23 protein-coding genes are annotated in these 24,300 nt (G+C 63.7%); 17 read left to right on the forward strand and 6 right to left on the reverse strand.

Features of this window, described 5'->3' with window-relative positions; translation table 11 throughout:
- Positions 1–15: 15 nt before the first annotated feature.
- Positions 16–1,239: a Bcr/CflA family multidrug efflux MFS transporter gene (locus tag ACWFUC_RS04325; protein WP_039790221.1), complete on the reverse strand. Its 1,224-nt coding sequence runs from the start codon at positions 1,237–1,239 to the stop codon at positions 16–18.
- 471 nt (positions 1,240–1,710) lie between these two features.
- Between ACWFUC_RS04325 and ACWFUC_RS04330 the strand changes: the two genes are divergently transcribed.
- From ACWFUC_RS04330 to ACWFUC_RS04405, 16 genes are all read left to right on the forward strand, one after another.
- On the forward strand, positions 1,711–3,036 hold the full coding sequence (locus ACWFUC_RS04330) for an ABC transporter substrate-binding protein (protein WP_489624214.1): 1,326 nt from the start codon (positions 1,711–1,713) through the stop codon (positions 3,034–3,036).
- Positions 3,037–3,049: 13 nt separating this feature from the next.
- Positions 3,050–4,771 carry a sensor domain-containing diguanylate cyclase gene (locus ACWFUC_RS04335; protein WP_489624215.1) on the forward strand — a complete coding sequence of 574 codons (1,722 nt, stop codon included), beginning with the start codon at positions 3,050–3,052 and terminating at the stop codon, positions 4,769–4,771.
- A 160-nt stretch (positions 4,772–4,931) separates the two neighbouring features.
- Positions 4,932–5,759: a ferritin-like domain-containing protein gene (locus tag ACWFUC_RS04340; protein WP_489624216.1), complete on the forward strand. Its 828-nt coding sequence runs from the start codon at positions 4,932–4,934 to the stop codon at positions 5,757–5,759.
- Positions 5,760–6,194: 435 nt separating this feature from the next.
- Positions 6,195–7,448 (forward strand): urea ABC transporter substrate-binding protein, encoded by a 1,254-nt coding sequence (urtA, locus tag ACWFUC_RS04345; protein ID WP_013236630.1) that lies wholly within the window; start codon positions 6,195–6,197, stop codon positions 7,446–7,448.
- Between the two features lie 245 nt (positions 7,449–7,693).
- Positions 7,694–9,310 (forward strand): urea ABC transporter permease subunit UrtB, encoded by a 1,617-nt coding sequence (urtB, locus tag ACWFUC_RS04350; protein WP_034339871.1) that lies wholly within the window; start codon positions 7,694–7,696, stop codon positions 9,308–9,310.
- Positions 9,307–10,437: an urea ABC transporter permease subunit UrtC gene (urtC, locus tag ACWFUC_RS04355; protein WP_489624217.1), complete on the forward strand. Its 1,131-nt coding sequence runs from the start codon at positions 9,307–9,309 to the stop codon at positions 10,435–10,437. The genes urtB and urtC overlap by 4 nt, the downstream gene beginning before the upstream one ends.
- Positions 10,434–11,303 (forward strand): urea ABC transporter ATP-binding protein UrtD, encoded by an 870-nt coding sequence (gene urtD / locus ACWFUC_RS04360; RefSeq protein WP_039790232.1) that lies wholly within the window; start codon positions 10,434–10,436, stop codon positions 11,301–11,303. The genes urtC and urtD overlap by 4 nt, the downstream gene beginning before the upstream one ends.
- 18 nt (positions 11,304–11,321) lie before the next feature.
- On the forward strand, positions 11,322–12,020 hold the full coding sequence (gene urtE, locus ACWFUC_RS04365; protein WP_008333719.1) for an urea ABC transporter ATP-binding subunit UrtE: 699 nt from the start codon (positions 11,322–11,324) through the stop codon (positions 12,018–12,020).
- A 241-nt stretch (positions 12,021–12,261) separates the two neighbouring features.
- Entirely contained in the window at positions 12,262–13,161 is a 900-nt protein-coding gene (locus ACWFUC_RS04370) for an urease accessory protein UreD (protein ID WP_489624218.1), read from the forward strand.
- A 90-nt stretch (positions 13,162–13,251) separates the two neighbouring features.
- Positions 13,252–13,554, forward strand: a complete 303-nt coding sequence (locus ACWFUC_RS04375) for an urease subunit gamma (RefSeq protein ID WP_008333723.1) — start codon at positions 13,252–13,254, stop codon at positions 13,552–13,554.
- A 10-nt stretch (positions 13,555–13,564) separates the two neighbouring features.
- On the forward strand, positions 13,565–13,909 hold the full coding sequence (locus ACWFUC_RS04380) for an urease subunit beta (protein WP_034339857.1): 345 nt from the start codon (positions 13,565–13,567) through the stop codon (positions 13,907–13,909).
- Entirely contained in the window at positions 13,906–15,606 is a 1,701-nt protein-coding gene (ureC, locus tag ACWFUC_RS04385; protein ID WP_489624219.1) for an urease subunit alpha, read from the forward strand. Before ACWFUC_RS04380 ends, ureC begins: the two co-directional genes overlap by 4 nt.
- Positions 15,607–15,624: 18 nt before the next feature.
- On the forward strand, positions 15,625–16,158 hold the full coding sequence (gene ureE, locus ACWFUC_RS04390; protein WP_204726745.1) for an urease accessory protein UreE: 534 nt from the start codon (positions 15,625–15,627) through the stop codon (positions 16,156–16,158).
- A 4-nt stretch (positions 16,159–16,162) separates the two neighbouring features.
- Complete coding sequence (locus tag ACWFUC_RS04395; RefSeq protein ID WP_489624220.1) at positions 16,163–16,843, forward strand: urease accessory protein UreF; 681 nt, start codon at positions 16,163–16,165, stop codon at positions 16,841–16,843.
- Positions 16,844–16,903: 60 nt separating this feature from the next.
- Complete coding sequence (gene ureG, locus ACWFUC_RS04400) at positions 16,904–17,536, forward strand: urease accessory protein UreG (RefSeq protein WP_489624221.1); 633 nt, start codon at positions 16,904–16,906, stop codon at positions 17,534–17,536.
- 59 nt (positions 17,537–17,595) lie between these two features.
- Positions 17,596–18,207: a HupE/UreJ family protein gene (locus ACWFUC_RS04405; protein WP_034339842.1), complete on the forward strand. Its 612-nt coding sequence runs from the start codon at positions 17,596–17,598 to the stop codon at positions 18,205–18,207.
- Here ACWFUC_RS04405 and glpD read toward each other — a convergent pair.
- From glpD to phnD, 5 genes are all read right to left on the reverse strand, one after another.
- The gene (gene glpD, locus ACWFUC_RS04410; RefSeq protein WP_489624222.1) at positions 18,189–19,793 is read right to left on the reverse strand and encodes a glycerol-3-phosphate dehydrogenase; all 1,605 of its coding nucleotides are present in this window, start codon (positions 19,791–19,793) and stop codon (positions 18,189–18,191) included. The genes ACWFUC_RS04405 and glpD overlap by 19 nt on opposite strands.
- Before the next feature lie 12 nt (positions 19,794–19,805).
- On the reverse strand, positions 19,806–20,639 hold the full coding sequence (gene phnE / locus ACWFUC_RS04415; RefSeq protein WP_034339830.1) for a phosphonate ABC transporter, permease protein PhnE: 834 nt from the start codon (positions 20,637–20,639) through the stop codon (positions 19,806–19,808).
- Positions 20,632–21,435 (reverse strand): phosphonate ABC transporter, permease protein PhnE, encoded by an 804-nt coding sequence (gene phnE / locus ACWFUC_RS04420; protein ID WP_121041338.1) that lies wholly within the window; start codon positions 21,433–21,435, stop codon positions 20,632–20,634. The genes phnE (ACWFUC_RS04415) and phnE (ACWFUC_RS04420) overlap by 8 nt, the downstream gene beginning before the upstream one ends.
- Complete coding sequence (gene phnC, locus ACWFUC_RS04425; protein WP_013236645.1) at positions 21,432–22,202, reverse strand: phosphonate ABC transporter ATP-binding protein; 771 nt, start codon at positions 22,200–22,202, stop codon at positions 21,432–21,434. The genes phnE (ACWFUC_RS04420) and phnC overlap by 4 nt, the downstream gene beginning before the upstream one ends.
- A 160-nt stretch (positions 22,203–22,362) precedes the next feature.
- Positions 22,363–23,352, reverse strand: a complete 990-nt coding sequence (gene phnD / locus ACWFUC_RS04430) for a phosphate/phosphite/phosphonate ABC transporter substrate-binding protein (RefSeq protein WP_034339821.1) — start codon at positions 23,350–23,352, stop codon at positions 22,363–22,365.
- 258 nt (positions 23,353–23,610) lie between these two features.
- On the opposite strand from phnD, the gene ACWFUC_RS04435 reads away from it, so the two are divergent.
- Positions 23,611–24,297 carry a response regulator transcription factor gene (locus tag ACWFUC_RS04435; RefSeq protein ID WP_088755402.1) on the forward strand — a complete coding sequence of 229 codons (687 nt, stop codon included), beginning with the start codon at positions 23,611–23,613 and terminating at the stop codon, positions 24,295–24,297.
- Positions 24,298–24,300 lie beyond the last annotated feature (3 nt).

Consider the following 24,300-nt stretch of genomic DNA (forward strand, 5'->3'; position numbering starts at 1 on the left):
AGCGTTTCCCGAGGATCAATGCAGGGCCGGCGTCACCGGCTCATGCTTGGCCACGAAGTGATACAGCAGGAAGGCACTGACGCCGCAGATGGCCATCACCGACACCAGCGGCAAGGCGGTACCGTCATGCCACAGGCTCATCACCACCCCCGAAAGCACGCCCATGCCGAATTGCAGCGTGCCCATCAAGGCCGCTGCGGTACCGGCCTGGCGGCCCTGGTGCTTCAACGCAATGGCAGTGGCATTGGGACCCGTGAAGCCATAGGCCGTCAGGAAACCGAAGAAACCGAACAGCAACAGCGGCAGGCTCTCCAATCCGGCCAGAACGGCCAGCACCACCGCCAGCGACAGACCGGCCGGTACCCACAGCACCTTGCCCAGCACGCGTTCGGCCGAGCGCTTGACCACCAGGCGCGCATTGATCTGCGAAGCGGCGATCAGCCCGATGGCGTTGGACGCAAACACGAAACCGAAATACTGCGGCTTGATCCCGTGCAGCTCGATCACCACGAACGGACCACCTGCGATGTAGGCGAACATGCCCGCCTGCACCAACCCTCCGCACAGCACGAAGGACATGAACTGGCGATGGCGCAGCAAACCCCAGTACTGGCGCAAGGTGCGGCCCAGATGCAGCGGTTCGGCACGGGAGACATCCACCGTTTCGGTAAGGTACTTGCGCGTGCCGAGCATGCACAGCAGGCCGAAGATCGTCAGCACCACGAAGATGCCGCGCCAGCTGGCGAAGACCAGCATCAGGCCGCCGATGAAAGGAGCGAGGATGGGTGCCAGGCCAAACACCAGCATCAGCATCGAGAATGCCTTGGCCGAACCCTCGGCCCCCATGCGATCACGCACCATGGCGCGCGGGATCACCATGCCGGCGCTGCCGCCCAGCCCCTGGAACAATCTCAGCACGATCAGTGTCTCAATGCTCTGTACAAAAATGCACAGCAGGGAGCATACGAAATACAAGGCGATCCCGAAGAACAAGGGCGGCTTGCGGCCGAAGCGATCCGACAGCGGACCATAGAACATCTGCCCGACGGCCAGGCCGACGAGGAAAGAAGCAAGCGTGAGCTGGACCAGGTTGGTGCCCACGCCGAGTTCCTTGGCGATGGCGGTGAAGCTGGGCAGGTACATGTCGATGGCCAGCGCGCCCAGCGCAGTCAAGGCTGCCAGGACGGCCAGCCATGGGGGAAATTTGCCCATGGAGAGCGAAGTATCTTTGTTGTGCATGTGGAATTCGGTGAGACAGCCGCATCGCCGGCAGTGAGGACGATGCAGGCAGGTTGCAGCAAGGTGAAGCGCGATCGCCCCGCAAGGCGTGAGGGCCACATTATAAGGGCCTGTTCATTTTCGTTCAGGCGGCACATCAAGGCGGGCGCAATTGCGCCGTGGCAAAAGCTGAACAAAGACAAGAAATGCGCACGCGGTTCGTGCAGGGCGATCTAAAAACTGGCACACTTGTTGTCATTGTTCTCATGTGCCAGGATCGTGCAAAGGGAGCGGCAGGTAGGCGCAACGCGGGCTGCAGCGGGTTACGTGACGCAGATCACCATGACTGCGCGAAGGTCAACGCGGCACCATGCGCATTGCTGTAAAACAAGAAAAGTTTAGCCGCAGGGGAAATCGATGCGTGGCCGATATACGCCATCAGTAACAGGCGTGCCTGATCCGGGTTGCCACTCCAGCTGCGGGCAGTCAGGCATGACAGGGTACGCCAAGCGCGGACTCGGAATCTTCATCGCGGGGGTGGCGTCAGCACTCCTGCTGACGGCTTGCGAGCGTGGCGACGACAGCGGCAGCGCTGCCACGGCCACCGCAGTCGCCGAACCGGTGGTGCTCACCGCGCTGGTCTGGGCACCCGACTGGTCCGAGGAAATGCATCGCGTGGCCGATGCCTTCTCGCTCAAGCATCCCGAGGTGCGGATCAACCTGCAATTCATGATCGGCAATTCCGTCGAGGAAAACCTCAAGCCGCGCGCCGCCACCGACAGCCTGCCCGACATCGTCTCGGTCAACGCCAATCCGTATACGGCCACCCTGGCGGACCAGGGCTTGCTGGCCGACATCGGCGATACCCAGGCCTGGGGCAACATGCTGGAGGTCCTGCAACGCGAATGGACCTCGCCGGGCGGGCGGCGCTACGGCATTCCCTCGGGCGTGGCCACCACCCTGATCTACTACAACCGCGACATGTTCGACCGCGCCGGCATCACCGCGCCACCGGCCGACTTCGAGTCCTTCCTGGCGGCCGGCGCCGCACTGCGCAAGGCCGGCCTGGTGCCGCTGGCGCTGCCGGGTGGCTTCCCCAACATGCTGGGCAATGGTCCCTTCAGCTACGGCTTCGCCAACCAGATCGCAGCCAAGGTCCCCGACTGGCGCACCCGCATCGCCAATGGCACCCTGCAGCTGGACAATGCGGACGGCGCGGCCATCTTTGCGCGCCTGCGCACGCTGGTGGAGCAGAAGATGGTGCAGGCCGACTGTCTGCGCGCCGGCTACGACACGGCCCTGCGCCAGTTCGCCGAAGGCCGCGCAGCGATGACCTTCCAGGGCAGCTGGGCCGCCGGCACGCTGATGAATGCGCGCGGCATGCGGGTAGGCGTGTTCGTGCCGCCATGGAATGACAAGGGCCAGCCGCTCAAACCGGTGCTGGGCAGCGAGACCGGCTTTGCAGTGGCCCAGCACAGCGGCGCGCGGCAACGGCAGGCGGCGGTGCAGTTCCTGGACTTCCTCTACGGTCCGGGGATGCCGATCTGGCAAGCCAAGCGGCAGAACATTCCGCCGTTCCGCGTGATCGCGGCCGATGTGAAAGGCGATCCCGCGCTCTTCGCGCTGGTCGACCAGATGACGCGCGATGCCGCCGCCAGCAATGCCCCGGGACTGTATTACTCGGTGCTGCCGGTCAATACCATCGAGGTCCTGCATCCGCTCCTGCAGGCCGTGCTGTCGGGCAGCCAGACCCCGGCGCGGGCCGCGCGCCTGCTGCAGGATTCCATCACCGAACAGGCACGCCTGTCGGCCAGGTAAGGGAGCGCGTTCGATGAAAAAACGGCTCGACTTTTTCTGGCTGGGTTTCCTGCGCAAGATCGAAATCCGCTACCGGCTCATCAATTCCTTCATCCTGGTCTCGCTGGTGCCGCTGGTGATCTCAGGTCTGCTGGCCTATCGCGAAACCACCCGTGCCACCCAGGAGAAGGTACGCACCTACTCGGTCCAGGTGGTCAAGCAGATCTCGCAGAACCTGATGCTGCGCATGGAAAAGATCGAGGACACCAGCGAGGAGCTGGCGCTCTCCGACAAGCTGCAGCGCCTGCTGGGCGACTATTACAGCGGCGACGAAGCCACCAGTGCTGCGGCCCGCAGCGGGGTGGCGCGCGTACTGCTGGACACCTATGGCTCGCTGCCGGACGTGAACCAGAAATACCTGCTGGACCGCAAGCGCCAGGTCATCGATCCGCAGATCTTTGCGCCGCTGGCCAGCAACATCACCCGCGTGGCAGAGGAGGCGCCGGACCTCGGCGGACGCGGCTGGTGGACGCTCTACAACGGCGGCCATGGCCAGAAGAGCGTGGCCATGCTGCGCGAGATCCGCTTCACGGGCAACAATCGCGGCGCCGGCGTGCTCTTCATCGGCGTGCGCCCGAGCTACTTCTTCAGCATCTTCGAGGGCGTGGACCTGGGCTATGACTCCAGTCTCTTCATCGTCGATGCGAGCGATGGCACGGTGGTCGTGCAGGGGCGCGACACCAGCTTCAGCAGCGCCGACCCGGCCCTGCTGGAGGGCATCACGGCCAGCGCGGGACAACGCCGCACCAGCGATTTCATCGCCTATACACGTGCTGACAAGACACGCTACTACGCCGCCATCGCCCAGTTGCCGCACACCTCGTGGTGGGTAGTCAGCGCCACGCCAAGCGACAAGCTCAACGCCGACACCCGCTCGGTGCGCGACAAGATCATCGCCATCGGCCTGCTGTGCTTTGCCGCTTCGCTGTTCCTCTCGGCGCTGATCGCGCGCAGTATCAGCGTGCCCCTGCAGCGCCTGGTGGGCGCCATGAAGGAAGCCGGCAGCGGCGATACCACGGTGCGCGTGGAACAGGCCGGCGGCGACGAGATCGCCATCCTCTCGCGCAAGTTCAACGAGATGGCCGGCAAGCTGCAGCAGAACAAGGAAGAACTGGAAGACCAGGTCGCCCGCCGCACGCGCGAGCTGGAGCTGGCCAACCGCAAGCTGGAAGCGCTCTCGGCCACCGATGGCCTGACCGGGGTGGCCAACCGGCGTCGCTTCGACGAGGTACTCGACAGCGAGCTGCGGCGCTCGGTGCGCTCGGGCCATGCGCTGGCGCTCCTGATGCTGGACGTGGATTACTTCAAGAAATACAACGACCGCTACGGCCACGTGGCAGGGGACGAATGCCTGCGCATCGTGGCGCGCGTGCTGCAGAAGAGTTCGCGCCGTGCTACCGACCTGGTAGCGCGCTATGGCGGCGAGGAGTTCTGCGTCATCATCGCCGAGAGCGATACCGCCCATGCCCTGCAGCAGGCCGAGCACATCTGCCAGGCCATCTTCGAACTCAAGCTGCCGCATGCCGATTCGCCCTTCGGCTACATCACGGCCAGTATCGGCGTGGCCTCGCTGCAGCCGGATGAGCACACCAGCGCCGAACAACTGCTTCGCGTGGCCGACCAGGCGCTGTATCACGCCAAGTACCAAGGCCGCAACCGCGTGGTGCTGGGCAGTGACGCGACCAGCAACCTGTGATCGGGTAGAGTCGCACGGACCGGTTCACCTGACGAAATGCTGACGTCGCGCGACGCTTTGCAAAGTTGCGTCAAGACGCCGCCGGCGGCCCTGAACCAATGTCATCGCGCTGCATCATATCGCTATGCCCACCATCACTTTGAGAAGAGAGGTATAGCAGATGAACCCGAGTCGCCAAGAAAAAAAACACTGGACCATCGATGACATCGACCTGAACCGCATCGACCGCGAGCGGGTGCGGCAGAATGAAGACCTGTTCTACCTGGTGGCCTGCGCTTCCTTCGTCGAAAGCGGTTCCGACCTCTACACCCACAACCTGGTGGAATTCTACAAAGGCGATGCCGAGGTCGAGACCTGGTTGCGCGAGCAGTGGGAACAGGAAGAGCTGCAGCACGGCGCGGCCCTGCGCGCCTATGTCGAGCATGTCTGGCCGGAGTTCGACTGGCCGCGCGCCTACCAGGGCTTCCTCGACGAATATTCGCAATACTGCAAGGTCGAGCTGCTCGAACCGACACGGGCCCAGGAGCTGGCCGCGCGCTGCGTGGTCGAGACCGGCACCTCCACCTACTACCGCGCGCTGGCGCGGGCCACCGACGAGCCGGTCCTGAAGCACCTGGCCGGACTCATCGCCAATGACGAGGTCAATCACTACAAGCATTTCTACCAATACTTCCGCCGCTATCGCCGCCAGGAAAACATCGGCCGCTCGCGCGTCTTCGGCACCCTCAGCCGCCGCACCCTGGAACTGAAGAGCGAGGACGCCGATTGCGCCATCCGTCACGTGGTGATGGTGTACAAGCCGGAACTGGCCGCCGATCCGGCACGCGTGAAGGAACTGGCCTCGCGCATGAGCCGTACCGTGCGCGTCAATCTCAAGCCCGAAACCACCATCAAGATGATCATGCGGCCGCTGGAGTTGCCGGTGGCCCTGCAGAACATGATCGAATTCCCCTTGCGCCAGTTCATGCAGCACGTGCTGCTGCGCTGATCCGGCGCCGGAGGATGGTCCGCCAGGACCATCTTCCGGCCCACGCGGCAGGCAGGCACCGCAATGGATCACGCCGGCTGCTGCCCCATCGTTCAGGATGTGCTCGCTATTGTGAACAATCCGTCTCACCCCTCAGGAAGTTGAACCACCTGCCGCAAACCCGCCTCCAATGGCGCTTTGCGCGGCGCACCAAGATCGCGCATCGCCGAGCGCCAGGCTGGTGAGTGTTGCCGCAGCGACATGGGACTGTCGACAATGGCGCTCGGCTTTGGTGCGCAATCCTGGCGTGCCTGACAACATTCTTCCCGCACCGCGCCCCTCCCCGCCCCGCTTTGATGCAGCCCGCAGGCCCTTGGCGGGGCATTGGCACGCAATCTGCTAAAGCGACTGGGCAGTGAAAAAAATCTTCCAAAACTTTTCTCGAGGGAGCACCACATGTCACGTCGTACCGTACTGAAAGCCACCGCTCTGGGCGCATTCGCACTGGCCGCATCCTCCTGGCTGCCGTCGGCCTTCGCTGCCGACACCATCAAGGTCGGTATCCTGCACTCGCTGTCGGGCACCATGGCAATTTCCGAAACGTCCCTCAAGGACGTGGCCCTGATGACCATCGACGAAATCAACGCCGCCGGCGGCGTGATGGGCAAGAAGCTCGAACCGGTGGTGGTCGACCCCGCCTCGAACTGGCCGCTGTTCGCCGAAAAGGCCCGCCAGCTGATCTCCCAGGACAAGGTCTCGGTGGTCTTCGGCTGCTGGACTTCGGTGTCGCGCAAGTCGGTGCTGCCGGTCTTCAAGGAACTGAACAGCCTGCTGTTCTACCCGGTGCAGTACGAAGGTGAAGAACTGGAGAAGAACGTCTTCTACACCGGCGCTGCCCCCAACCAGCAAGCCATTCCCGCCGTGGAATACCTGATGTCCAAGGAAGGCGGCGGCGCCAAGCGCTTCGTGCTGCTGGGCACCGACTACGTCTATCCGCGTACCACCAACAAGATCCTGCGCGCCTTCCTGCACAGCAAGGGTGTGAAGGACTCCGACATCGACGAGGTCTACACCCCGTTCGGCCACTCCGATTACCAGACCATCGTGGCCAACATCAAGAAGTTCTCCGCAGGTGGCAAGACGGCCGTGATCTCGACCATCAACGGCGACTCCAACGTGCCCTTCTACAAGGAACTGGGCAACGCCGGCCTGAAGGCGACCGACGTGCCGGTGGTGGCATTCTCGGTGGGTGAAGAAGAACTGCGCGGTGTCGATACCAAGCCGCTGGTGGGCCACCTGGCCGCCTGGAACTACTTCGAATCGGTGAAGAATCCGGTCAACACCGCCTTCATCAAGAAGTGGAAGGAATACGCCAAGGCCAAGAACCTGCCCAACGCCGATACCGTCGTGACCAACGACCCGATGGAAGCCACCTACGTCGGCATCCACATGTGGGCACAGGCCGTGGAAAAGGCCAAGTCCACCGACACCGACAAGGTGATCGCGGCCATGGGTGGCCAGACCTACAAGGCACCGTCGGGCTACACGCTGGAAATGGACAAGACCAACCACCACCTGCACAAGCCCGTCATGATCGGCGAAATCAAGGCGGACGGTCAGTTCAACGTGGTCTACAAGACCAAGACCACCATCCGCGCACAACCGTGGAGCCCGTACATCCCGGGCAACGAAAGCAAGCAGAAGAACTAAGCTTGCGGTTGCTGTTGTAGTTCATGGCGTTCTTCGGAGCGCCTTCGATACGCCGCGCTGCGGCTACTCAGTCCGAACGGGTTTTTGTTGCACAATCTACAGACCGTTCGCCCTGAGTAGCCGCGTCAGCGGCGTATCGAAGGCGCTCCGTCCGCCCCGATGCATCTCCCTCCACAAGAAAACCGCCCGACGACTCGCCCCGGCCACCGCATTGACCGGCCCGCGCTTCGAGGCGCACACCGACCATGAAACCAGCCATCCAGTTCCTACGCGGGCTGCTCGCGACCTGGCTTTGCGTCCACGCCCTGGGGGCGTTCGCAGCCATCGATCCGGCCCTGCTCAAGCCCCTTGGCGGAGACGACCCCGACGCGCGCATCGACGCCGTCAACCAGATTGCCGCGCTGGCCAATGAAGACGCGCTCAAGATCCTCAACGCCTTGAACAGCGACGCGCTCTACGTCACCCCCGCCGGTGACGTGCTCATCGTCGACGACGCCGGCAAGGCATTCAATCCGGCCACCGACCAGACCGGCCCGGCCCCCGATGACGCCGAAGGCATCACCGTCAACAACCGCCTGCGCGGCGCTGTCGATGGCGCGCTCTCGGGCCTGAAGCTGCTCTCACCGCAGCGCGACCAGCGCCTGGCCGCCGCCGGTGAATTGCTCAAGAATGCCGACCCGGCGCAGATCCCGCTGATCGAAAAAGCGCTCGCCAAGGAAAGCGATCCGCAGATCAAGGACGTGCTGCAGCAGGTGCAAGCCACCGCCAACCTGCATTCGGCCGACCCGGCGGCACGCCGCGCGGCCGTCAAGAAACTGGCCGAGACCACCAATGCCTCGTTGAAGCCGGTGCTGGAAAACATGCTGGCCAAGAATCCCGATGGCTCCTACGTCGAAGCCGATGAAGGCGTGCGTATCGAAGCAGTGCGCACCCTCTCCGCGCTGGACCGCCACCTGGCCATCGTCGACTTCGCCGGCAAGCTGTTCTATGGCGTCTCGCTGGGCAGCGTGCTGCTGCTGGCCGCGCTGGGCCTGGCCATCACCTTCGGCCTCATGGGCATCATCAACATGGCCCACGGTGAGCTGCTGATGATCGGTGCCTACACCACCTACGTGTGCCAGCTGGTGTTCCGCAAGTTCTTCCCCGGTGCCATCGACGCGTATCTGGTGGTGGCACTGCCGGCCGCCTTCATCGTGGCCGCAGCGGTTGGCATCGCGCTGGAGCGCCTGGTGATCCGCTGGCTCTATGGCCGTCCGCTGGAAACCCTGCTCTGCACCTGGGGCATCAGCCTGATGCTGATGCAAGGTGTGCGCTCCATCTTCGGTGCGCAGAACGTGGAAGTGGCCAACCCGAGCTGGATGTCGGGCGGCGTGACCGTGCTGGGTTCGCTGGTGCTCTCCTACAACCGCATCGTGATCGTGTTCTTTGCGCTCTTCGTGGTCTTCGCCGTGTGGCTGATCCTGAACAAGACCCGCCTGGGCCTGTTCGTGCGCGCCGTCACCCAGAACCGCCGCATGGCCGACTGCGTGGGCGTGTCCACCGGCAAGATCGACATGATGACCTTCGGTCTCGGTTGCGGCATCGCCGGTCTCGGTGGCGTGGCGCTCTCGCAGCTGGGCAACGTCGGTCCCGACCTGGGACAGGGTTACATCGTCGACTCGTTCATGGTGGTGGTGCTGGGCGGCGTGGGCCAGTTGGCCGGTACCGTCATTGCAGCCTTCGGCCTGGGCGAAGTCAACAAATTCCTGGAGCCGATGGCCGGTGCCGTGCTGGCCAAGATCGCCATCCTGGTCTTCATCATCGTATTCATCCAGAAGCGTCCGCAAGGCCTCTTCGCACTCAAGGGAAGGAGCGTGGAATGAGCACCATGATCATGCGCCCCTCGCTGTTCAATCGCCCGTCCTGGACCGGCATCGTCATCTGCACCATCGTGCTGGCGCTGCTGCCGGTCTGCAACCTGCTGTTCCCCGCAGATAGCGCGCTGCACGTGTCCTCCTACACCGTCGCTTTGGTCGGCAAGTTCATGTGCTACGCCATGGCGGCGCTGGCACTGGACCTGGTGTGGGGCTATACGGGCATCCTGTCGCTGGGACATGGCGTTTTCTTCGCACTGGGCGGATACGCCCACGGCATGTACCTGATGCGCGCCATCGGCCGTGACGGCGTGTACCAGAGCAACCTGCCTGACTTCATGGTGTTCCTGAACTGGAAGGCCTATCCCTGGTATTGGTGGATGACCGACCACTTCTGGTTCTCCATGCTGCTGGTGGTGCTGGTGCCGGGTCTGCTGGCCTTCGTGTTCGGTTACTTCGCGTTCCGTTCGCGCATCAAGGGCGTGTATTTCTCCATCATCACGCAAGCGATGACCTTCGCCTTCATGCTGCTGTTCTTCCGCAACGATACCGGCTTCGGCGGCAACAACGGCTTCACCGACTTCAAGCGCATCCTCGGCTTCACCATCACCGCACCGGCCACCAAGGCGGTGCTGTACCTGGTGACGCTGGCGCTGCTGTTCGGTGCCCTGGTCCTGTGCCGCATGATCGTCACCTCCAAGCTGGGCCGCGTGCTGCAGGGCGTGCGCGATTCCGAATCACGCCTCATGTTCATCGGCTACAACCCGCTGTGGTTCAAGCTCTTCGTGTGGACGCTCTCGGCCGTGATCTGCGGCGTCGCCGGTGCCCTGTACGTGCCGCAGGTGGGCATCATTAATCCTTCCGAGATGTCGCCGGCCAACTCCATCGAGATGGTGATCTGGGCGGCCGTCGGTGGCCGTGGCACGCTGATCGGACCGATCATCGGCGCCTTCACGGTCAATGGCTTGAAGAGCTGGTTCACTGCGGCCTTCCCGGACCTGTGGCTGTATGCGCTGGGGCTGATCTTCATCCTGGTCACGCTGTTCCTGCCGCAGGGCATCCTGGGCCTGGTGCAGAAATTCAAGAAACGCGATGCCGCGTCCGCTGAGGGCAGCGCATCCAAGGAGGCCGCATGAGTGCCATCGAACCCGGCAAGAATCCAGTCGCCATCGGCGGCCTGGGCGGCAACGTCGATACGCCCCGCGCCGACCACGGTGCATCCTACGAACGCATCAAACCCGAGGGCGTCGATACCACCCACGGTGCCATCCTCTATCTGGAAAACATCACAGTGTCCTTCGATGGCTTCAAGGCCATCAACAACCTGAACTTGGATATTTCGGTCGGTGAACTGCGCTGCATCATCGGTCCCAATGGCGCGGGCAAGACCACGATGATGGACGTCATCACCGGCAAGACCCGGCCTACCGCCGGCACCGCCTTCTTCGGCCAGACCATCGACCTGACCAAGATGACCGAATACGAGATCGCGCATGCGGGCATCGGCCGCAAGTTCCAGCGCCCGACGGTGTTCGAGCAGCACACCGTGTTCGAAAACCTGGAACTGGCGATGAAGATGGACAAGCGCGTCAAGACCACGCTCTTTGCGCGACTGTCCTCGGAGCAGATCGGCAAGATCGAGGAAATCCTCAAGCTGATCCGCCTGAACGGCCAGGAGCATCGCGTGGCCGGCCTGCTCTCGCACGGGCAGAAGCAGTGGCTGGAAATCGGCATGCTGTTGATGCAGGAGCCGCAGCTGCTGCTGCTGGACGAACCGGTGGCCGGCATGTCCGACGCCGAGACCGCGCGCACCGCCGAGCTGTTGAACGAGCTCCGCGGCAAGCATTCCATCATGGTGGTGGAACACGACATGGGCTTCGTCGAAGAGATCGCCCAAGGCGGCAAGGTGACCGTGCTGCACGAAGGATCGGTGCTGGCAGAAGGCAACATGCGCCAGGTGCAATCCAACGAACGCGTCATCGAAGTCTACCTGGGACGATAAGAGCGGAGACCATCATCCATGCTGCAAGTCAATGAACTGAACCAGTACTACGGCGCGGCGCATACGCTGCGCGGCGTCTCGCTCGATGTGCAGAAGGGCAAAGTCTTGTCCCTGCTGGGCCGCAATGGCGTGGGCAAGACCACGCTCCTGAAATGCCTGATGGGCGTGCTGCCGGTGGCCAAGGGCAACGTCAGCTTCGAAGGCCAGGACATCACCCGTCTCAAGCCGCACCAGCGCGCCAAGCTGGGCATCGCCTATGTGCCGCAGGGACGCGAGATCTTCGCGCGCCTGACGGTGGAAGAAAACATGCTCATGGGCATGGCTACGCTGTCGGGCCGCCGTGCCTCCACCATCAAGGGCGAGGTCTATGAACTCTTCCCGGTGCTGAAGGAAATGCTGCATCGTCGCGGCGGCGATCTTTCCGGCGGCCAGCAGCAGCAGCTGGCCATCGCCCGGGCACTGCTGGCCGAGCCCAAGCTGATCATCCTGGATGAACCGACCGAAGGCATCCAGCCCTCCATCATCAAGGACATCGGCCGCGTCATCAGCCTGCTGCGCCAGCGCGGCGACATCGGCATCCTGCTGTGCGAGCAGTATTTCGACTTCGCCCGCGAACTGGCCGATACCTTCGTGGTGATGTCGCGCGGCGAAGTGGTCGCGGCCGGCACCCAGGATCAGATGGATGGCGAGGACGTAAAGAAGCATCTGGCGGTGTGACCGAAGGATGTCCAGCAGAAACCGTTCGGACTGAGTAGCCGCGCAGCGGCGTATCGAAGGCGCTCCAAGGTTGCGCCCGGCACAGCGCCTTCGATACGGCCCTGCGGGCCTACTCAGTCCGAACGGGGAGCGAGGCACAAGACGAAGCTGCGCGTTTGCAGCGGGTCTGCTATAAAGTCGCATGTTCGCGGCCAGGCAGTCCGCTTGCACACGCCGCCTTCCACGCAATGAAGAACCAGGTATGAAACGACTCCCCGGCCATCCGGAACCCGCCAGCATGCCGGCCCCCGCGACACCAGGCGCGCCCCTGCGGCATGCGCCGGACCAGGCACGCCTGGCGCTGAGCTTTGCCGACGACAAGGGCACGACGCGCCTCATGCGCCGCCAGCACTTCGGCCCCCTGCGCGTGCAGAAGCCGCTCTATCCCGAAGATCCCTCCATCTGCCACGCCATCATCGTCCACCCGCCGGGCGGCATCGTCGGTGGCGACCAGCTCTCCATCACCGCCGAGGTCGGCGAGCGCGCCCATGCGCTGCTGACCACGCCCGGTGCGGGCAAGTGGTATCGCGCCAACGGCCAGTCATCACGCCAGGCCGTCAGGCTCGACGCTGCTGCCGGAGCCACGCTGGAATGGCTGCCGCAGGAAACCATCTTCTTCGATGGCGCCGACGTGCGCATGGAACATGAAGTGACCCTGGCCGCCGACGCGGCTTACCTGGGTGCGGAAATCCTCTGCTTCGGCCGCACCGCCTCGGGCGAAACCTTCAACACCGGTGCCGTCAGCCAGCGCACCAGCATCCGCCGCGGCGGCAAGCTGGTATGGTTCGAGCAGGGCCGCCTGCAGGCCGAGGCAGGGGCCATGCAAGGCCCGCTGGCGCTGGACGGGCAGACCATCTGCGGCACCTTGATCGCCGTGGGCGATGGCATGGATGCGGCACTGCTCGGACGGCTGCGCGAGACCATCGGGGTCCTGCAGCTGGAAGGACGCAGCGGTGCCACGCTGATGAAGCAGGTGCTCATCGCGCGCTACATGGGGCCATCCAGCCTGGTGGCGCGGCAGTGGATGCATGCGGCCTGGCATGTGCTGCGCCCGGCGGTCACCGGCAAGCCGGCGGCCATTCCGCGCATCTGGAATACATGAATACGACGTAAAACGCTGCATCAGGAAAACTGAATCAAGCCTCGCCCTGCGTTATAGAACCTGAAGGCCGCCCAACGGCCAGGAGCCAACATGGAACTGACACCAAGAGAAAAAGACAAGCTGCTCATCTTCACCGCCGCGCTGCTGGCCGAGCGCCGCAAGGCCCGTGGCCTCAAGCTCAACTATCCGGAAGCGGTGGCGCTGATCACCGCCGCCATCATGGAAGGCGCGCGCGACGGCAAGACCGTGGCCGAACTGATGTCCGAGGGCACCACCATCCTCACCCGCGACGATGTCATGGAAGGCGTGCCCGAGATGATCCCCGACATCCAGGTCGAAGCCACCTTCCCCGATGGCAGCAAGCTGGTCACCGTCCACCATCCGATTCCTTGAGGAGCGCGTCATGATTCCAGGCGAAATGCTGGTCGAACCCGGCGACATCGAACTCAATGTCGGCCGCCCCACCGTGACGGTGACGGTGGCCAACAGCGGAGACCGTCCCATCCAGGTCGGCTCCCACTTCCATTTTTATGAGACCAATCCGGCACTGCGCTTCGAACGCGAAGCGGCCTATGGCATGCGCTTGAACATCGCGGCCGGGACCGCAGTGCGCTTCGAGCCCGGTCAGGAACGCACGGTGGAACTGGTGGCGCTGGCCGGCGACCGCCGCGTCTACGGCTTCAATGCACTGGTGATGGGCAAGCTGAAGGCCCAGCATGGCAACGACAAGAAGGGGCAAACCAAATGAGCAAGATTTCCCGTTCGGCCTATGCCGAAATGTTCGGCCCCACCGTCGGCGACCGCGTGCGCCTGGCCGATACCGCACTGTTCCTGGAAGTGGAGAAGGATTACACGGTCTATGGCGAGGAAGTGAAATTTGGCGGCGGCAAGGTGATCCGCGACGGCATGGGCCAGTCGCAGCGCCCCCATGCCGAGGTGATGGATACCGTCATCACCAATGCGCTCATCGTCGATCACTGGGGCATCGTCAAGGCCGACATCGGCATCAAGTCCGGCAAGATCGCCGGCATCGGCAAGGCCGGCAATCCCGATATCCAGCCCGGCGTGAACATGGCCATTGGCGGTGCCACCGAGATCATCGCCGGTGAAGGCATGATCGTCACCGCCGGCGGCATCGACAGCCACATCCACTTCATCTGTCCGCAGCAGATCGAGGAGGCGCTCATGAGCGGCGTCACCACCATGCTGGGCGGCGGCACCGGCCCTGCCGTCGGCACGGCCGCTACCACCTGCACGCCCGGTCCCTGGCACATTCACTCCATGCTGGCCGCAGCGGACGCCTTCCCGATGAACCTCGGTTTCCTCGGCAAGGGCAACGTCAGCCTGCCGTTGCCGCTGGAAGAACAGATCCGCGCCGGTGCCATCGGCCTGAAGCTGCACGAGGACTGGGGCTCGACGCCTGCGGCCATCGACAACTGCCTGACAGTGGCCGACCGCATGGATATCCAGGTGGCCATCCACACCGATACGCTCAATGAGGGCGGCTTCCTGGAGCACACCCTGGCGGCCTTCAAGGATCGCACCATCCACACCTTCCACACCGAAGGCGCGGGCGGCGGCCATGCACCGGACATCATCGCGGCCGTGGGCGAGGGCAACGTGCTGCCGTCCTCGACCAACCCGACGCGTCCCTTCACCGTCAATACCCTGGACGAACACCTGGACATGCTGATGGTCTGCCATCATCTGGACCCGGCCATCGCCGAAGACATCGCCTTTGCCGAATCGCGCATCCGCCGCGAGACCATCGCCGCCGAAGACATCCTGCATGACATCGGCGCGATCTCGATGATGTCTTCCGACTCGCAGGCCATGGGCCGCGTGGGCGAAGTCATCCTGCGTACCTGGCAGACCGCGCACAAGATGAAGGTGCAGCGCGGTTCGCTCAAGGAAGATACCTCGCGCAACGACAACTTCCGCATCAAGCGCTACATCGCCAAGTACACCATCAACCCGGCCATCACCCACGGCATCTCGCACGTGGTGGGCTCGCTGGAGGTGGGCAAGATCGCCGACATCGTGCTGTGGAAGCCGGCTTTCTTCGGGGCCAAGCCCTCGATGATCCTGAAGAGCGGGATGATCGCGGCCGCCCAGATGGGTGACCCCAATGCCTCCATCCCGACCCCGCAGCCAGTGCATTACCGGATGATGTTCGGTGCCTATGGCGGTGGCTTGAAGACCTCGATGACCTTCGTCTCGCAGGCGGCCTTCGATGCCGGCATCGGTGAACAGCTCAAACTCAACAAGCCGGTGGTAGCCGTGAAGAACATGCGCAACCTGCGCAAGCGCGACATGATCCACAACGGTGCCACGCCGAAGATGGAAGTCGATTCCGAGACCTATGAAGTGCGCGCCGATGGCGAGCTGCTGGTGTGCGAACCGGCGGTCTCGCTGCCGCTGGCACAACGTTATTTCCTGTTCTGATTTTCATTAGATTTTTTCATGCTCACTCTCAATACCAAGATAGCCCAGGCCGAGCAGATCGACGGCGAACTGGAACTGCCCTATGACCAGCGCGAGAAGAGCCGCCTGCGTGCCACCCTGCGTTCCGGTGAAGACGTGGCGGTGTTCACCGTGCGCGGTACGGTGCTGCGCGATGGCGACCTGCTGCGCGGCGATGATGGCCGCGTGGTCAGGATCATCGCCAAGGCCGAAGCGACCTATCGCGTCGATGCGGCCGATGCGCACCTGCTGCTGCGTTGCGCCTTCCACCTCGGCAATCGTCACACCCAGGCGCATGTGGGCCATGAAGGGGGCGCCGGTTTCCTGCGCATCCGCAAGGACCCGGTGCTGAAGGAAATGCTGGAAGGGCTGGGCGCGCGCGTCTCCGAAGAACTGGCGGCCTTCGAGCCGGAAGCGGGGGCCTATGGCGGCGGTCATCACCATCATGGCGATGACCATCACCACAATCCGCTGGCACCGATTCCGCTGCGCCAGAAAATCCATCGTCCCGGCGACAAGAAGGAAGAGGGCTGACCCCATGCAAGCTGCCGCCTTGCTGCACCTGCTGCAACTGAGCAGCCCGTCCTTGCCGATCGGCGCCTACAGCTATTCGCAAGGGCTGGAGGCGGCCATCGAGTGCGGGCGCGTGGGCAGCGAAGCCACGGCCCGTGCCTGGATAGGCCATGCGCTGCATGAGGTGGTGGCGCGTTTCGAGGCCCCCATCTTTGCGCGGCTGGTAGCGGCCTTCGAGGCCCGTGATGCAGAAAAGGTCACCTTGTGGACCGAACGCTTCATCGCGGCCCGCGATACTTCCGAGTTTCGTGCCGAAACCATTCAGATGGGCTATTCGCTGGGCAAACTGGCGACCGACCTGAAGCTGGGCGATGAGGCCTTGCTGGCCATCCTGCAGGCGCAGCCGGAACTGCCGCTGCCCACCTCCCTGGCCTTTGCTACCGTGGCCCTGCAGGTGCCGCGCGAGGCGGCGGTGCTGGGCATGCTGTTCGCCTGGGCCGAGAACCAGGTGCTGGCCTGCGTGAAGACGGTGCCGCTGGGCCAGGTGGCGGGGCAGCGTATCCTGCTGTCGCTGCAGCCTGAACTGGAAAAGGCCGCGGCCACCGCGCTGACGCTGGAGGATGACGATCTGTGCAACTGGGCACCGGGCCTGTCGCTGCTGTCGATGCAGCATGAGGTGCAGTACAGCCGCATCTATCGTTCTTAATTATTGAAATCGTTTATATCGTTTTCGTTTCAACACGACCAAGAGATCAAGAGACCAACCATGAGCAACTCCACTTCCAATCCGCTGCGCGTGGGCATCGGCGGCCCGGTCGGTTCCGGCAAGACGGCGCTGTGCGAAATGCTGTGCAAGCGCATGCGCGACCATTACGACATGGCCGTCATCACCAATGACATCTACACCAAGGAAGACATGGAAATCCTGCTGCGCGCCGATGCGCTGCCGGCAGAACGCCTGATGGGTGTGGAGACCGGCGGCTGCCCGCACACTGCCATCCGCGAGGATGCCTCCATCAACCTGGAAGCCATTGCCCGCATGAGTGCCGATTTCCCGGACCTGGACCTGATCCTGGTGGAGTCCGGCGGCGACAACCTGGCCGCCACCTTCAGCCCGGAACTGTCGGACCTGACCATCTACGTGATCGACGTGGCCGGTGGCGAAAAGATTCCGCGCAAGGGTGGCCCCGGCATTACCCGTTCGGACCTGCTCATCATCAACAAGACCGACCTGGCTCCCTATGTGGGCGCAAATCTGGATATCATGGCGGCCGATGCCAAGCGCATGCGCGGTGAGCGCCCCTTCGTGTTCACCAACCTGCGCAGTGGCGACGGGGTGGAAAAGGTCATCGAATACATCCGCAAGCAGGGCATGCTGGACGAGAAGCCGAAGAACTGAACCTGAACCCTGTCACTTCCCCGATTAAAGAATCTGCCGTATCAGCCCAAGGAGAAAACATGTTGACCCTCTCGACCAAGACCCGCGCCCGCCTGGGCGTCCTGGCCGTCACCGCACTGGCGGCCGGCACTGCCCTGGCGCACCCCGGCCATCCGGGTTCCACCATGGATGCCTCGGCCAGCATGGCCGCCGGCTTCGCCCACCCGTTCTCGGGCATCGACCACCTGCTGGCCATGCTGGCCGTGGGCCTGTGGGCGGCACAGAACAAGCAGCGCGCCCTGTGGGTGCTGCCGCTGGCCTTCCCGCTGATGATGGTGGCTGGCGCGCTGCTGGCCTTCGCCGGCCTGCAAGTGCCGGCCGTGGAAACCGGTATCGCCGCTTCGGTGGCCGTGCTGGGCCTGCTGATCGCCTTCGCCGTGCGCCTGCCGCTGTGGGGCAGCACGCTGGTGGTGTCGGTCTTCGCGATGTTCCATGGCTACGCACACGGCGCTGAACTGCCGCACGGCAGCTCGGCCGCCCTGTACGGTGCCGGCTTCATCGCCGCCACCGCACTGCTGCATGCCGCCGGCCTCGGTATCGGCCTGATCGCGGGCAAGCAGATGGCTGACCGCGTGGTGCGCATCGGCGGCGTCGGTATCGCCGCCGTGGGTGCTTACCTGCTGGCTGCCTGAAGCAACTCGCCCGCTTCGGCGGGTGGTTCCTGACCGGAAGACTGGCCGCCGCGCGCGGCCAGCCAGGCGTCCAGCACGGCCTCGCTGCCCTTGGGGAAATGCAGGCCGAGCTTGGAACGCCGCCACAGGATGTCGGCCGCATTGGTGGCCCATTCGTGGCGCAACAAGTAGTCCACCTCGGCGGCATAGAGCCCGCCCAGGATTTCTTCTCCCATCTCTTCCAAGTTCTTTCTTCCTTCCAGCAGCGCGTGCGTGCGGCTGCCATAGGCACGCGCATAGCGTTGCAACAATGCGGCGGGCAGCCACGGATACTGCTGCTGCAAGCCTTCCACGTAGTGACCGAATTGGCGCACCGAGCGATTGGACGGCTGCGCCCCATACAGGTCGCCACCCGGCAGGCAGCCGTGTTCAGTCCACGCGCCGCGCTGGTTGCCCAGTACCGGCGCGATCATGTCCACCGCTTCCTCGGCCAGCTTGCGGAAGGTGGTGATCTTGCCGCCGAAGATGGAGAGCAGCGGGGCGCCTTGCGTGTTCAGGTCGAGCTGGTAGTCGCGCGTGACGGCCGAGGCCTCGGCGGCTGCGTCTTCCAGCAGCGGGCGCACCCCTGAATACGACCACACCACGTCGGCCGGTGTAATGGGCTTCTCGAAATAGCGATTGGCCAGCTGACAGAGATAAGCCGTCTCGTCTGCGGAGATGGCCACGTCTTCCACCCGCCCCTGGTACTCGATATCGGTGGTGCCGATGAGCGTGAAGTCCTGCTCGTAGGGAATGGCGAAGACGATGCGGCCATCCGGGTTCTGGAAGATGTAGGCGTGATCGTGTTCGAACAGGCGCGGCACCACGATGTGGCTGCCCTTGACCAGGCGCACCGACTTGCTCGAATGCACGTGGGCCGCACCGCCCAGGAACTGCGCCACCCACGGGCCGGCGGCATTGACCACGCAGCGTGCGCGCACCTGCATGGCATGGCCGTCTTCACGGCGCAGCACCGCTTGCCAGCCGTTGTCCTGGCGCGTGAGCGATTCGCAGCGGGTGCGGGTCATGATGTGCGCGCCTTTTTCGGCGGCATCCATGGCGTTCAACACCACCAGCCGGGCATCATCGACCCAGCCATCGGAATAGACGAAGCCACGCGTGAACTGCGCTTTCAATGGCGCCCCCGAGGCGTGGCGGCGCAGGTCCAGTGCACGCGAGCCCGGCAACAATTCGCGTCGGGCCAGGTGATCGTAGAGGAACATGCCCAAACGGATCAGCCAGGCGGGGCGCTGTCCCCGGTCATGCGGCATCACGAAGCGCAGCGGCCACATGATGTGCGGCGCGCTGCGCAAGAGCACTTCGCGCTCGATCAGCGCCTTGCGCACCAGCCCGAATTCATAATGTTCCAGGTAGCGCAGGCCACCGTGGATGAGCTTGCTGGAGGACGACGACGTATGCTGCGCCAGGTCGTGCTGTTCGCACAGCGCCACCGACAGGCCGCGCCCGGCCGCATCGCGCGCGATGCCCGCGCCGTTGATGCCGCCGCCGACCACCAGCACATCGTATTGCGGAGGATAGGTGATGCCTTCCATGCCACGTGCTTTCATGCTGGCTCCCGGTCAGAGTATGCGCTTGCGGATTTGCGTGACCACCACTTCGGTCACGATCACGATGGCGAAAATGGAAACCAGCACCGTCGCCACGCGCGGCCACTGGAACAGGTTCAACGCGGTATCGAGCACCATGCCCACGCCACCGGCACCGACGATGCCCAGCACGGCGGATTCACGCACGTTGATGTCCCAGCGCAGCAGCACGATGGACATGAAGGCCGGCTTCAATTGCGGCCAGTAGCCATACCAGATCTCGGAGAACTTGCTCGCGCCCGACGCCTGCAGCGCCTCGATGGGGCCGCGCGGCATCTGCTCGATGGTCTCGCCGGCCATCTTGCCGACGAAGCCGATCGAGCGGAAAGCGATGGCCAGCGTGCCCGCCAGCGGACCGGGTCCGAAGATGGCCAGGAACAGCAGCGCCCACACCAGCGAATTGACCGAGCGGCTGGCCACCAGCACGATGCGGGCGAACAGGTTCAGGCCGCGATGGCGGGTCAGGTTGGGCGCCACCAGCAGGCCAAAGGGAATGGCCAGCACGATGGAGAGCAGGGTACCGAGCGTAGCGATGTGCAGGGTCTCGATCAGTCCGGCCTGGACGTCGCTGCTGAAGTAGGCCCAGTCGATGGGCCACATGCGGGCGAGCATGTCGCTCATCTGCTCGGGCGCATCGTAGAGGAACTCGGGGATGATCTCGATGTAGCGCAGCGATTGCACCACGGCCAGGGCGATGACCAGCCACACGGTGAAGCGCAGGATGCGCTGCAGGGGCGTATGGCGCTGCCATTCGCGCTCGGCTGGGTTGAGCGCGGCAGCGGGGCGGGGGAGGACGGTATCAGACATTGAAGACCTTCTTGACCGAATTGGCCAGCAGTTCGCCGACGACGATGATGGTAATGATGGTGACCAGGATGGTGAGCACGAAGTCGTAGTCGAAGCGCTGGAAGGCGGAGAACAGCACGCCGCCCACGCCGCCCGCACCGACGATGCCGACCATGGTCGAGTTGCGCAGGTTGGAGTCGAGCTGGTAGGTCGAGAAACCGACGAAGCGCGACATCACCTGCGGCAGCACGCCAAAGAGGATCACGTTCATGAAGGAGGCACCGGTGGCGCGGATGGCTTCGACCTGTTTGATGGAGATCTCTTCAATGGCTTCGGCAAAGAGCTTGCCGATGAAGCCGATGGACGCCACGATCAGCGCCAGCACGCCGGCCAGCGCACCAAAGCCCACGGCCTTGACGAACAGGATGGCCACGATCACCGGATGCAGCGAGCGGCACACCGACACCAGCGCGCGCGCAGGCCAGGATATCCAGGAGGGCATCAGGTTGCGTGCGCCCATCAGGCCGATGGGTAGCGAGAACAGGATGCCAAACAGCGACGCCAGCACGGCAATCTGCAGCGTCTCCTTGATGCCGCCCCAGAGAATGTCGCCCTTGGAGAGATCGGGCGGAAACATGCGGCCCAGGAACTTGGCGCCATTGCCGAGGCCCGAAGAGAAACGCTCCCACGAGAAACCCAGTTGCGTGGCTGCGTAGATCGCATACAGGGCGATCAGCCAGATCACCACGCGGGTGGCCAGTTGCGGCTTGAAGGCCAGGCTCACGCGGGGCGTGGAGGAAGTGGAGGAGGTCGTCATGCCAGCCAGTCCTCGCCGCCGTAGATCTGTTTGAGGAAGTCATCCGACAGGTTCTCTGCATTGCCGTCGTAGACCACGTGGCCGCCGGACATGCCGATGATGCGGTCGGCATAGCGCTTGGCCAGTTCCACGTCGTGGATGTTGACGATGACCGGGATCTTCTGGGCGCGGCCCTGTTCCTTGAGCAGCGAGATGATCTCGAAGGAGGTCTTGGGGTCCAGCGAGGACGTCGGTTCATCGGCCAGCAGCAGGCGCGGGCGCTGCATCAGGGCGCGGGCGATGCCCACGCGCTGGCGCTGGCCGCCGGAGAGCGCGTCGGCCCGCTGGTTGGCGAAGTTGCCCAGGCCCACGGTATCGAGCAATTCAAACGCGTGCGCGATATCTTCCTTGGCGAAGTTGCGGCGCCAGGCGGTGAAGGCATTGACGTAACCCAGTCTTCCGCACAACAGGTTCTCCATCACGGAAAGGCGTTCCACCAGGTTGTATTCCTGGAACACCATGCCGATGTGGCGGCGCTGTTCGCGCAGGGCGCGGCCGCGCAGTTCGGCCAGGTTCACGCGCTTGCCTTCGCCCTCGAACCAGATCGCGCCACGGCTGGGATCGACCAGACGGTTGATGCAGCGGATCAGGGTGGACTTGCCGGTGCCGGAAGGGCCGATGATGGCGATCAGGCCGGCGTCGCCAATCTTCAGGTCGATGCCTTTGAGGATGGGATGACCGGGCTTGTATTCCTTGACCAGGCCCTGGATTTCGATGGCGTGTGACATGGGAGACGCTTTCTCTGGTGATGTTTCTGGTGGTGCGCGGCGGACTGCGGGATGCGAGGGGCCGCAGCCCCTGCTGATGGGCAGGGGCCGTGTTGCTTGTGCTGGATGGAATCGTCTTGCGGCATCCGGACCGGAGGTCACGGATGCCTTGCGGTGATGCTTACTTCTTGCCGGCGTTCTGCTTGTCGTAGGCGGCGCGGTTGAAGGACTCACCGGCGGACTGGGCGACGAAGCGCACCATCTCGAAGTCCTTCTTGTAGTTGATCGGGTAGAAGCGATCGGAACCGGCGAAGGCCTTCTTGAGCTCATCGGTGAAGCGATAGTCGTAGAAGCACTTGAGCATCTTGTCGCGGAAGTTGGGCTCCAGGTCATGCGCATAGGCGAAGTCCTGGGTCGGGAATTTCTCGCTGTGCCAGATGACGCGGAAGTTCTCGGCCTTGATGACGCCACGTTCCACCATGCGATCAAAGACGTCGGAGGCGATGGCAGCAGCATCGTAGTCGCCCGAGTTCACGCCCAAGATGGACTGGTCATGCTTGCCGGAGAAGATGACCTTGTAGTCCTTGTCCGGCGTCACGCCCAGCTTGGGGAACAAGGCCATCGGGGCCATGTGGCCGGAGTTCGACGAAGGCGCGGTGTGGGCGACCTTCTTGCCCTTGAGGTCGGTCATCTTCTGGATCGGGCTGTCCTTGCGCACGATCACGTTGAGGGTATAACCCTGATAACCCTTGGCGTCACCGATGACGGCAAACGGCACGGCACCGGCGATGTTGACGGCGAAGTTGGTCGGTCCCGGCGAGAAGCCGCCGACGTGCAGGCGGCCCGAGCGCATGGCTTCGATTTCAGCGGCGTTGGATTGCACCTGGAAGAAGACCACCTTCTTGGCGGTGCATTGCGACAGGTAGTCGGTGAAGGGCTTGAAGATCTTGTCGTAGACGGCCGGATCTTCCACCGGGGTGAAGGTGAAGACCAGGGTATTGGGGTTCTTCAGCTTCTTGGGATCGGTGGGGGTGTCGGCGGTCAGGTCGTGATTGGCGTCGCAGTATTGCTGGTCGAGGTCGCCGCGATTGCTGCAGGTGTCCTGGGCGAAGGCGATGGCCGGGGCGGCCAGGGCGAGTGCCAACAGGGTCTTGATCAGACGTGGGGTCATGCTGTCTCCTGGAGATGGTTTTGGTCTTGGTGCCGGTCGCGACGGCGGTGTTGATCGGTGCGTGGCCGGCGATGTGCGGGAGTGTAGGCGAGGGGGACGGCTTTTGCCATGGGGCGAGGTCGCCGAGGAGGGGGTTTCCTGTCAGCTGCCTTTCCAGCGGCTTTCAATCTGCTTTCAAAGCGTGGGGAGACGGGACTCGCGCCCCGCGTGGATTGGCGGTATAAAGGCGGCTGCACAACGATAACGACACGGGAGATCATGCATATCCTGCTGGTAGAGGATGACATCGACATGTCGCGCGCCTTGGTGCGCGCGCTGGAGCGGCGCGGCTTTCAGGTCACGCATTGCGGTGATGGCATCAGTGCGCTCTCGCACATCAAGGACGGGATTGGCGACCTGGTGGTGCTCGATCTCAATATCCCCGGACTGGACGGGCTGCACCTGCTGCAGCGCATCCGCTCGCAGGACATCGGTACCCCGGTGATCGTGCTGACCGCGCGCGGCGCAGTGGGCGATCGGGTGGTGGGACTCAATGCCGGTGCCGATGATTACCTGGCCAAGCCCTTTGATCTGGATGAGCTCGATGCCCGCATCCGTGCGCTGCTGCGGCGACGTACCAATGCCGATGATGGCGGGCAGCGCTGCGGGCGCCTGCGCTTTGACCGGGCATCGGGGGCGTTCTATTGTGACGATGAGCCGCTGGAGTTGACGCCGCGCGAGCATACGCTGTTGAAGGCATTGATCGCCAAGCCGGGACATGCGGTGACCAAGGAGAAATTGTTCAGGCTGGTTTTTCCGATGGAGGAGAACACGCAGCTCGAAGCCATCGAAGTGGTGGTGCACCGGGTGCGCAAGAAACTCATGGAGACCGGTGCCGAGATCATGACACTGCGCGGGCTGGGGTATCTGCTGCGGGATCGGCAGCAGCAGGGTGGCGAGGGCTGAGGA

The sequence above is a fragment of the Herbaspirillum sp. Her4 genome, from assembly GCF_057961335.1.

What these genes read in the sequence shown, in the direction of transcription:
- ACWFUC_RS04325 (WP_039790221.1), bottom strand. Translation starts at nt 1,239, where the DNA reads ATGCACAACAAAGATACTTCGCTCTCCATGGGCAAATTTCCCCCATGG.
- ACWFUC_RS04330 (WP_489624214.1), top strand. Translation starts at nt 1,711, where the DNA reads ATGACAGGGTACGCCAAGCGCGGACTCGGAATCTTCATCGCGGGGGTG.
- ACWFUC_RS04335 (WP_489624215.1), top strand. Translation starts at nt 3,050, where the DNA reads ATGAAAAAACGGCTCGACTTTTTCTGGCTGGGTTTCCTGCGCAAGATC.
- ACWFUC_RS04340 (WP_489624216.1), top strand. Translation starts at nt 4,932, where the DNA reads ATGAACCCGAGTCGCCAAGAAAAAAAACACTGGACCATCGATGACATC.
- urtA (WP_013236630.1), top strand. Translation starts at nt 6,195, where the DNA reads ATGTCACGTCGTACCGTACTGAAAGCCACCGCTCTGGGCGCATTCGCA.
- urtB (WP_034339871.1), top strand. Translation starts at nt 7,694, where the DNA reads ATGAAACCAGCCATCCAGTTCCTACGCGGGCTGCTCGCGACCTGGCTT.
- urtC (WP_489624217.1), top strand. Translation starts at nt 9,307, where the DNA reads ATGAGCACCATGATCATGCGCCCCTCGCTGTTCAATCGCCCGTCCTGG.
- urtD (WP_039790232.1), top strand. Translation starts at nt 10,434, where the DNA reads ATGAGTGCCATCGAACCCGGCAAGAATCCAGTCGCCATCGGCGGCCTG.
- urtE (WP_008333719.1), top strand. Translation starts at nt 11,322, where the DNA reads ATGCTGCAAGTCAATGAACTGAACCAGTACTACGGCGCGGCGCATACG.
- ACWFUC_RS04370 (WP_489624218.1), top strand. Translation starts at nt 12,262, where the DNA reads ATGAAACGACTCCCCGGCCATCCGGAACCCGCCAGCATGCCGGCCCCC.
- ACWFUC_RS04375 (WP_008333723.1), top strand. Translation starts at nt 13,252, where the DNA reads ATGGAACTGACACCAAGAGAAAAAGACAAGCTGCTCATCTTCACCGCC.
- ACWFUC_RS04380 (WP_034339857.1), top strand. Translation starts at nt 13,565, where the DNA reads ATGATTCCAGGCGAAATGCTGGTCGAACCCGGCGACATCGAACTCAAT.
- ureC (WP_489624219.1), top strand. Translation starts at nt 13,906, where the DNA reads ATGAGCAAGATTTCCCGTTCGGCCTATGCCGAAATGTTCGGCCCCACC.
- ureE (WP_204726745.1), top strand. Translation starts at nt 15,625, where the DNA reads ATGCTCACTCTCAATACCAAGATAGCCCAGGCCGAGCAGATCGACGGC.
- ACWFUC_RS04395 (WP_489624220.1), top strand. Translation starts at nt 16,163, where the DNA reads ATGCAAGCTGCCGCCTTGCTGCACCTGCTGCAACTGAGCAGCCCGTCC.
- ureG (WP_489624221.1), top strand. Translation starts at nt 16,904, where the DNA reads ATGAGCAACTCCACTTCCAATCCGCTGCGCGTGGGCATCGGCGGCCCG.
- ACWFUC_RS04405 (WP_034339842.1), top strand. Translation starts at nt 17,596, where the DNA reads ATGTTGACCCTCTCGACCAAGACCCGCGCCCGCCTGGGCGTCCTGGCC.
- glpD (WP_489624222.1), bottom strand. Translation starts at nt 19,793, where the DNA reads ATGAAAGCACGTGGCATGGAAGGCATCACCTATCCTCCGCAATACGAT.
- phnE (WP_034339830.1), bottom strand. Translation starts at nt 20,639, where the DNA reads ATGTCTGATACCGTCCTCCCCCGCCCCGCTGCCGCGCTCAACCCAGCC.
- phnE (WP_121041338.1), bottom strand. Translation starts at nt 21,435, where the DNA reads ATGACGACCTCCTCCACTTCCTCCACGCCCCGCGTGAGCCTGGCCTTC.
- phnC (WP_013236645.1), bottom strand. Translation starts at nt 22,202, where the DNA reads ATGTCACACGCCATCGAAATCCAGGGCCTGGTCAAGGAATACAAGCCC.
- phnD (WP_034339821.1), bottom strand. Translation starts at nt 23,352, where the DNA reads ATGACCCCACGTCTGATCAAGACCCTGTTGGCACTCGCCCTGGCCGCC.
- ACWFUC_RS04435 (WP_088755402.1), top strand. Translation starts at nt 23,611, where the DNA reads ATGCATATCCTGCTGGTAGAGGATGACATCGACATGTCGCGCGCCTTG.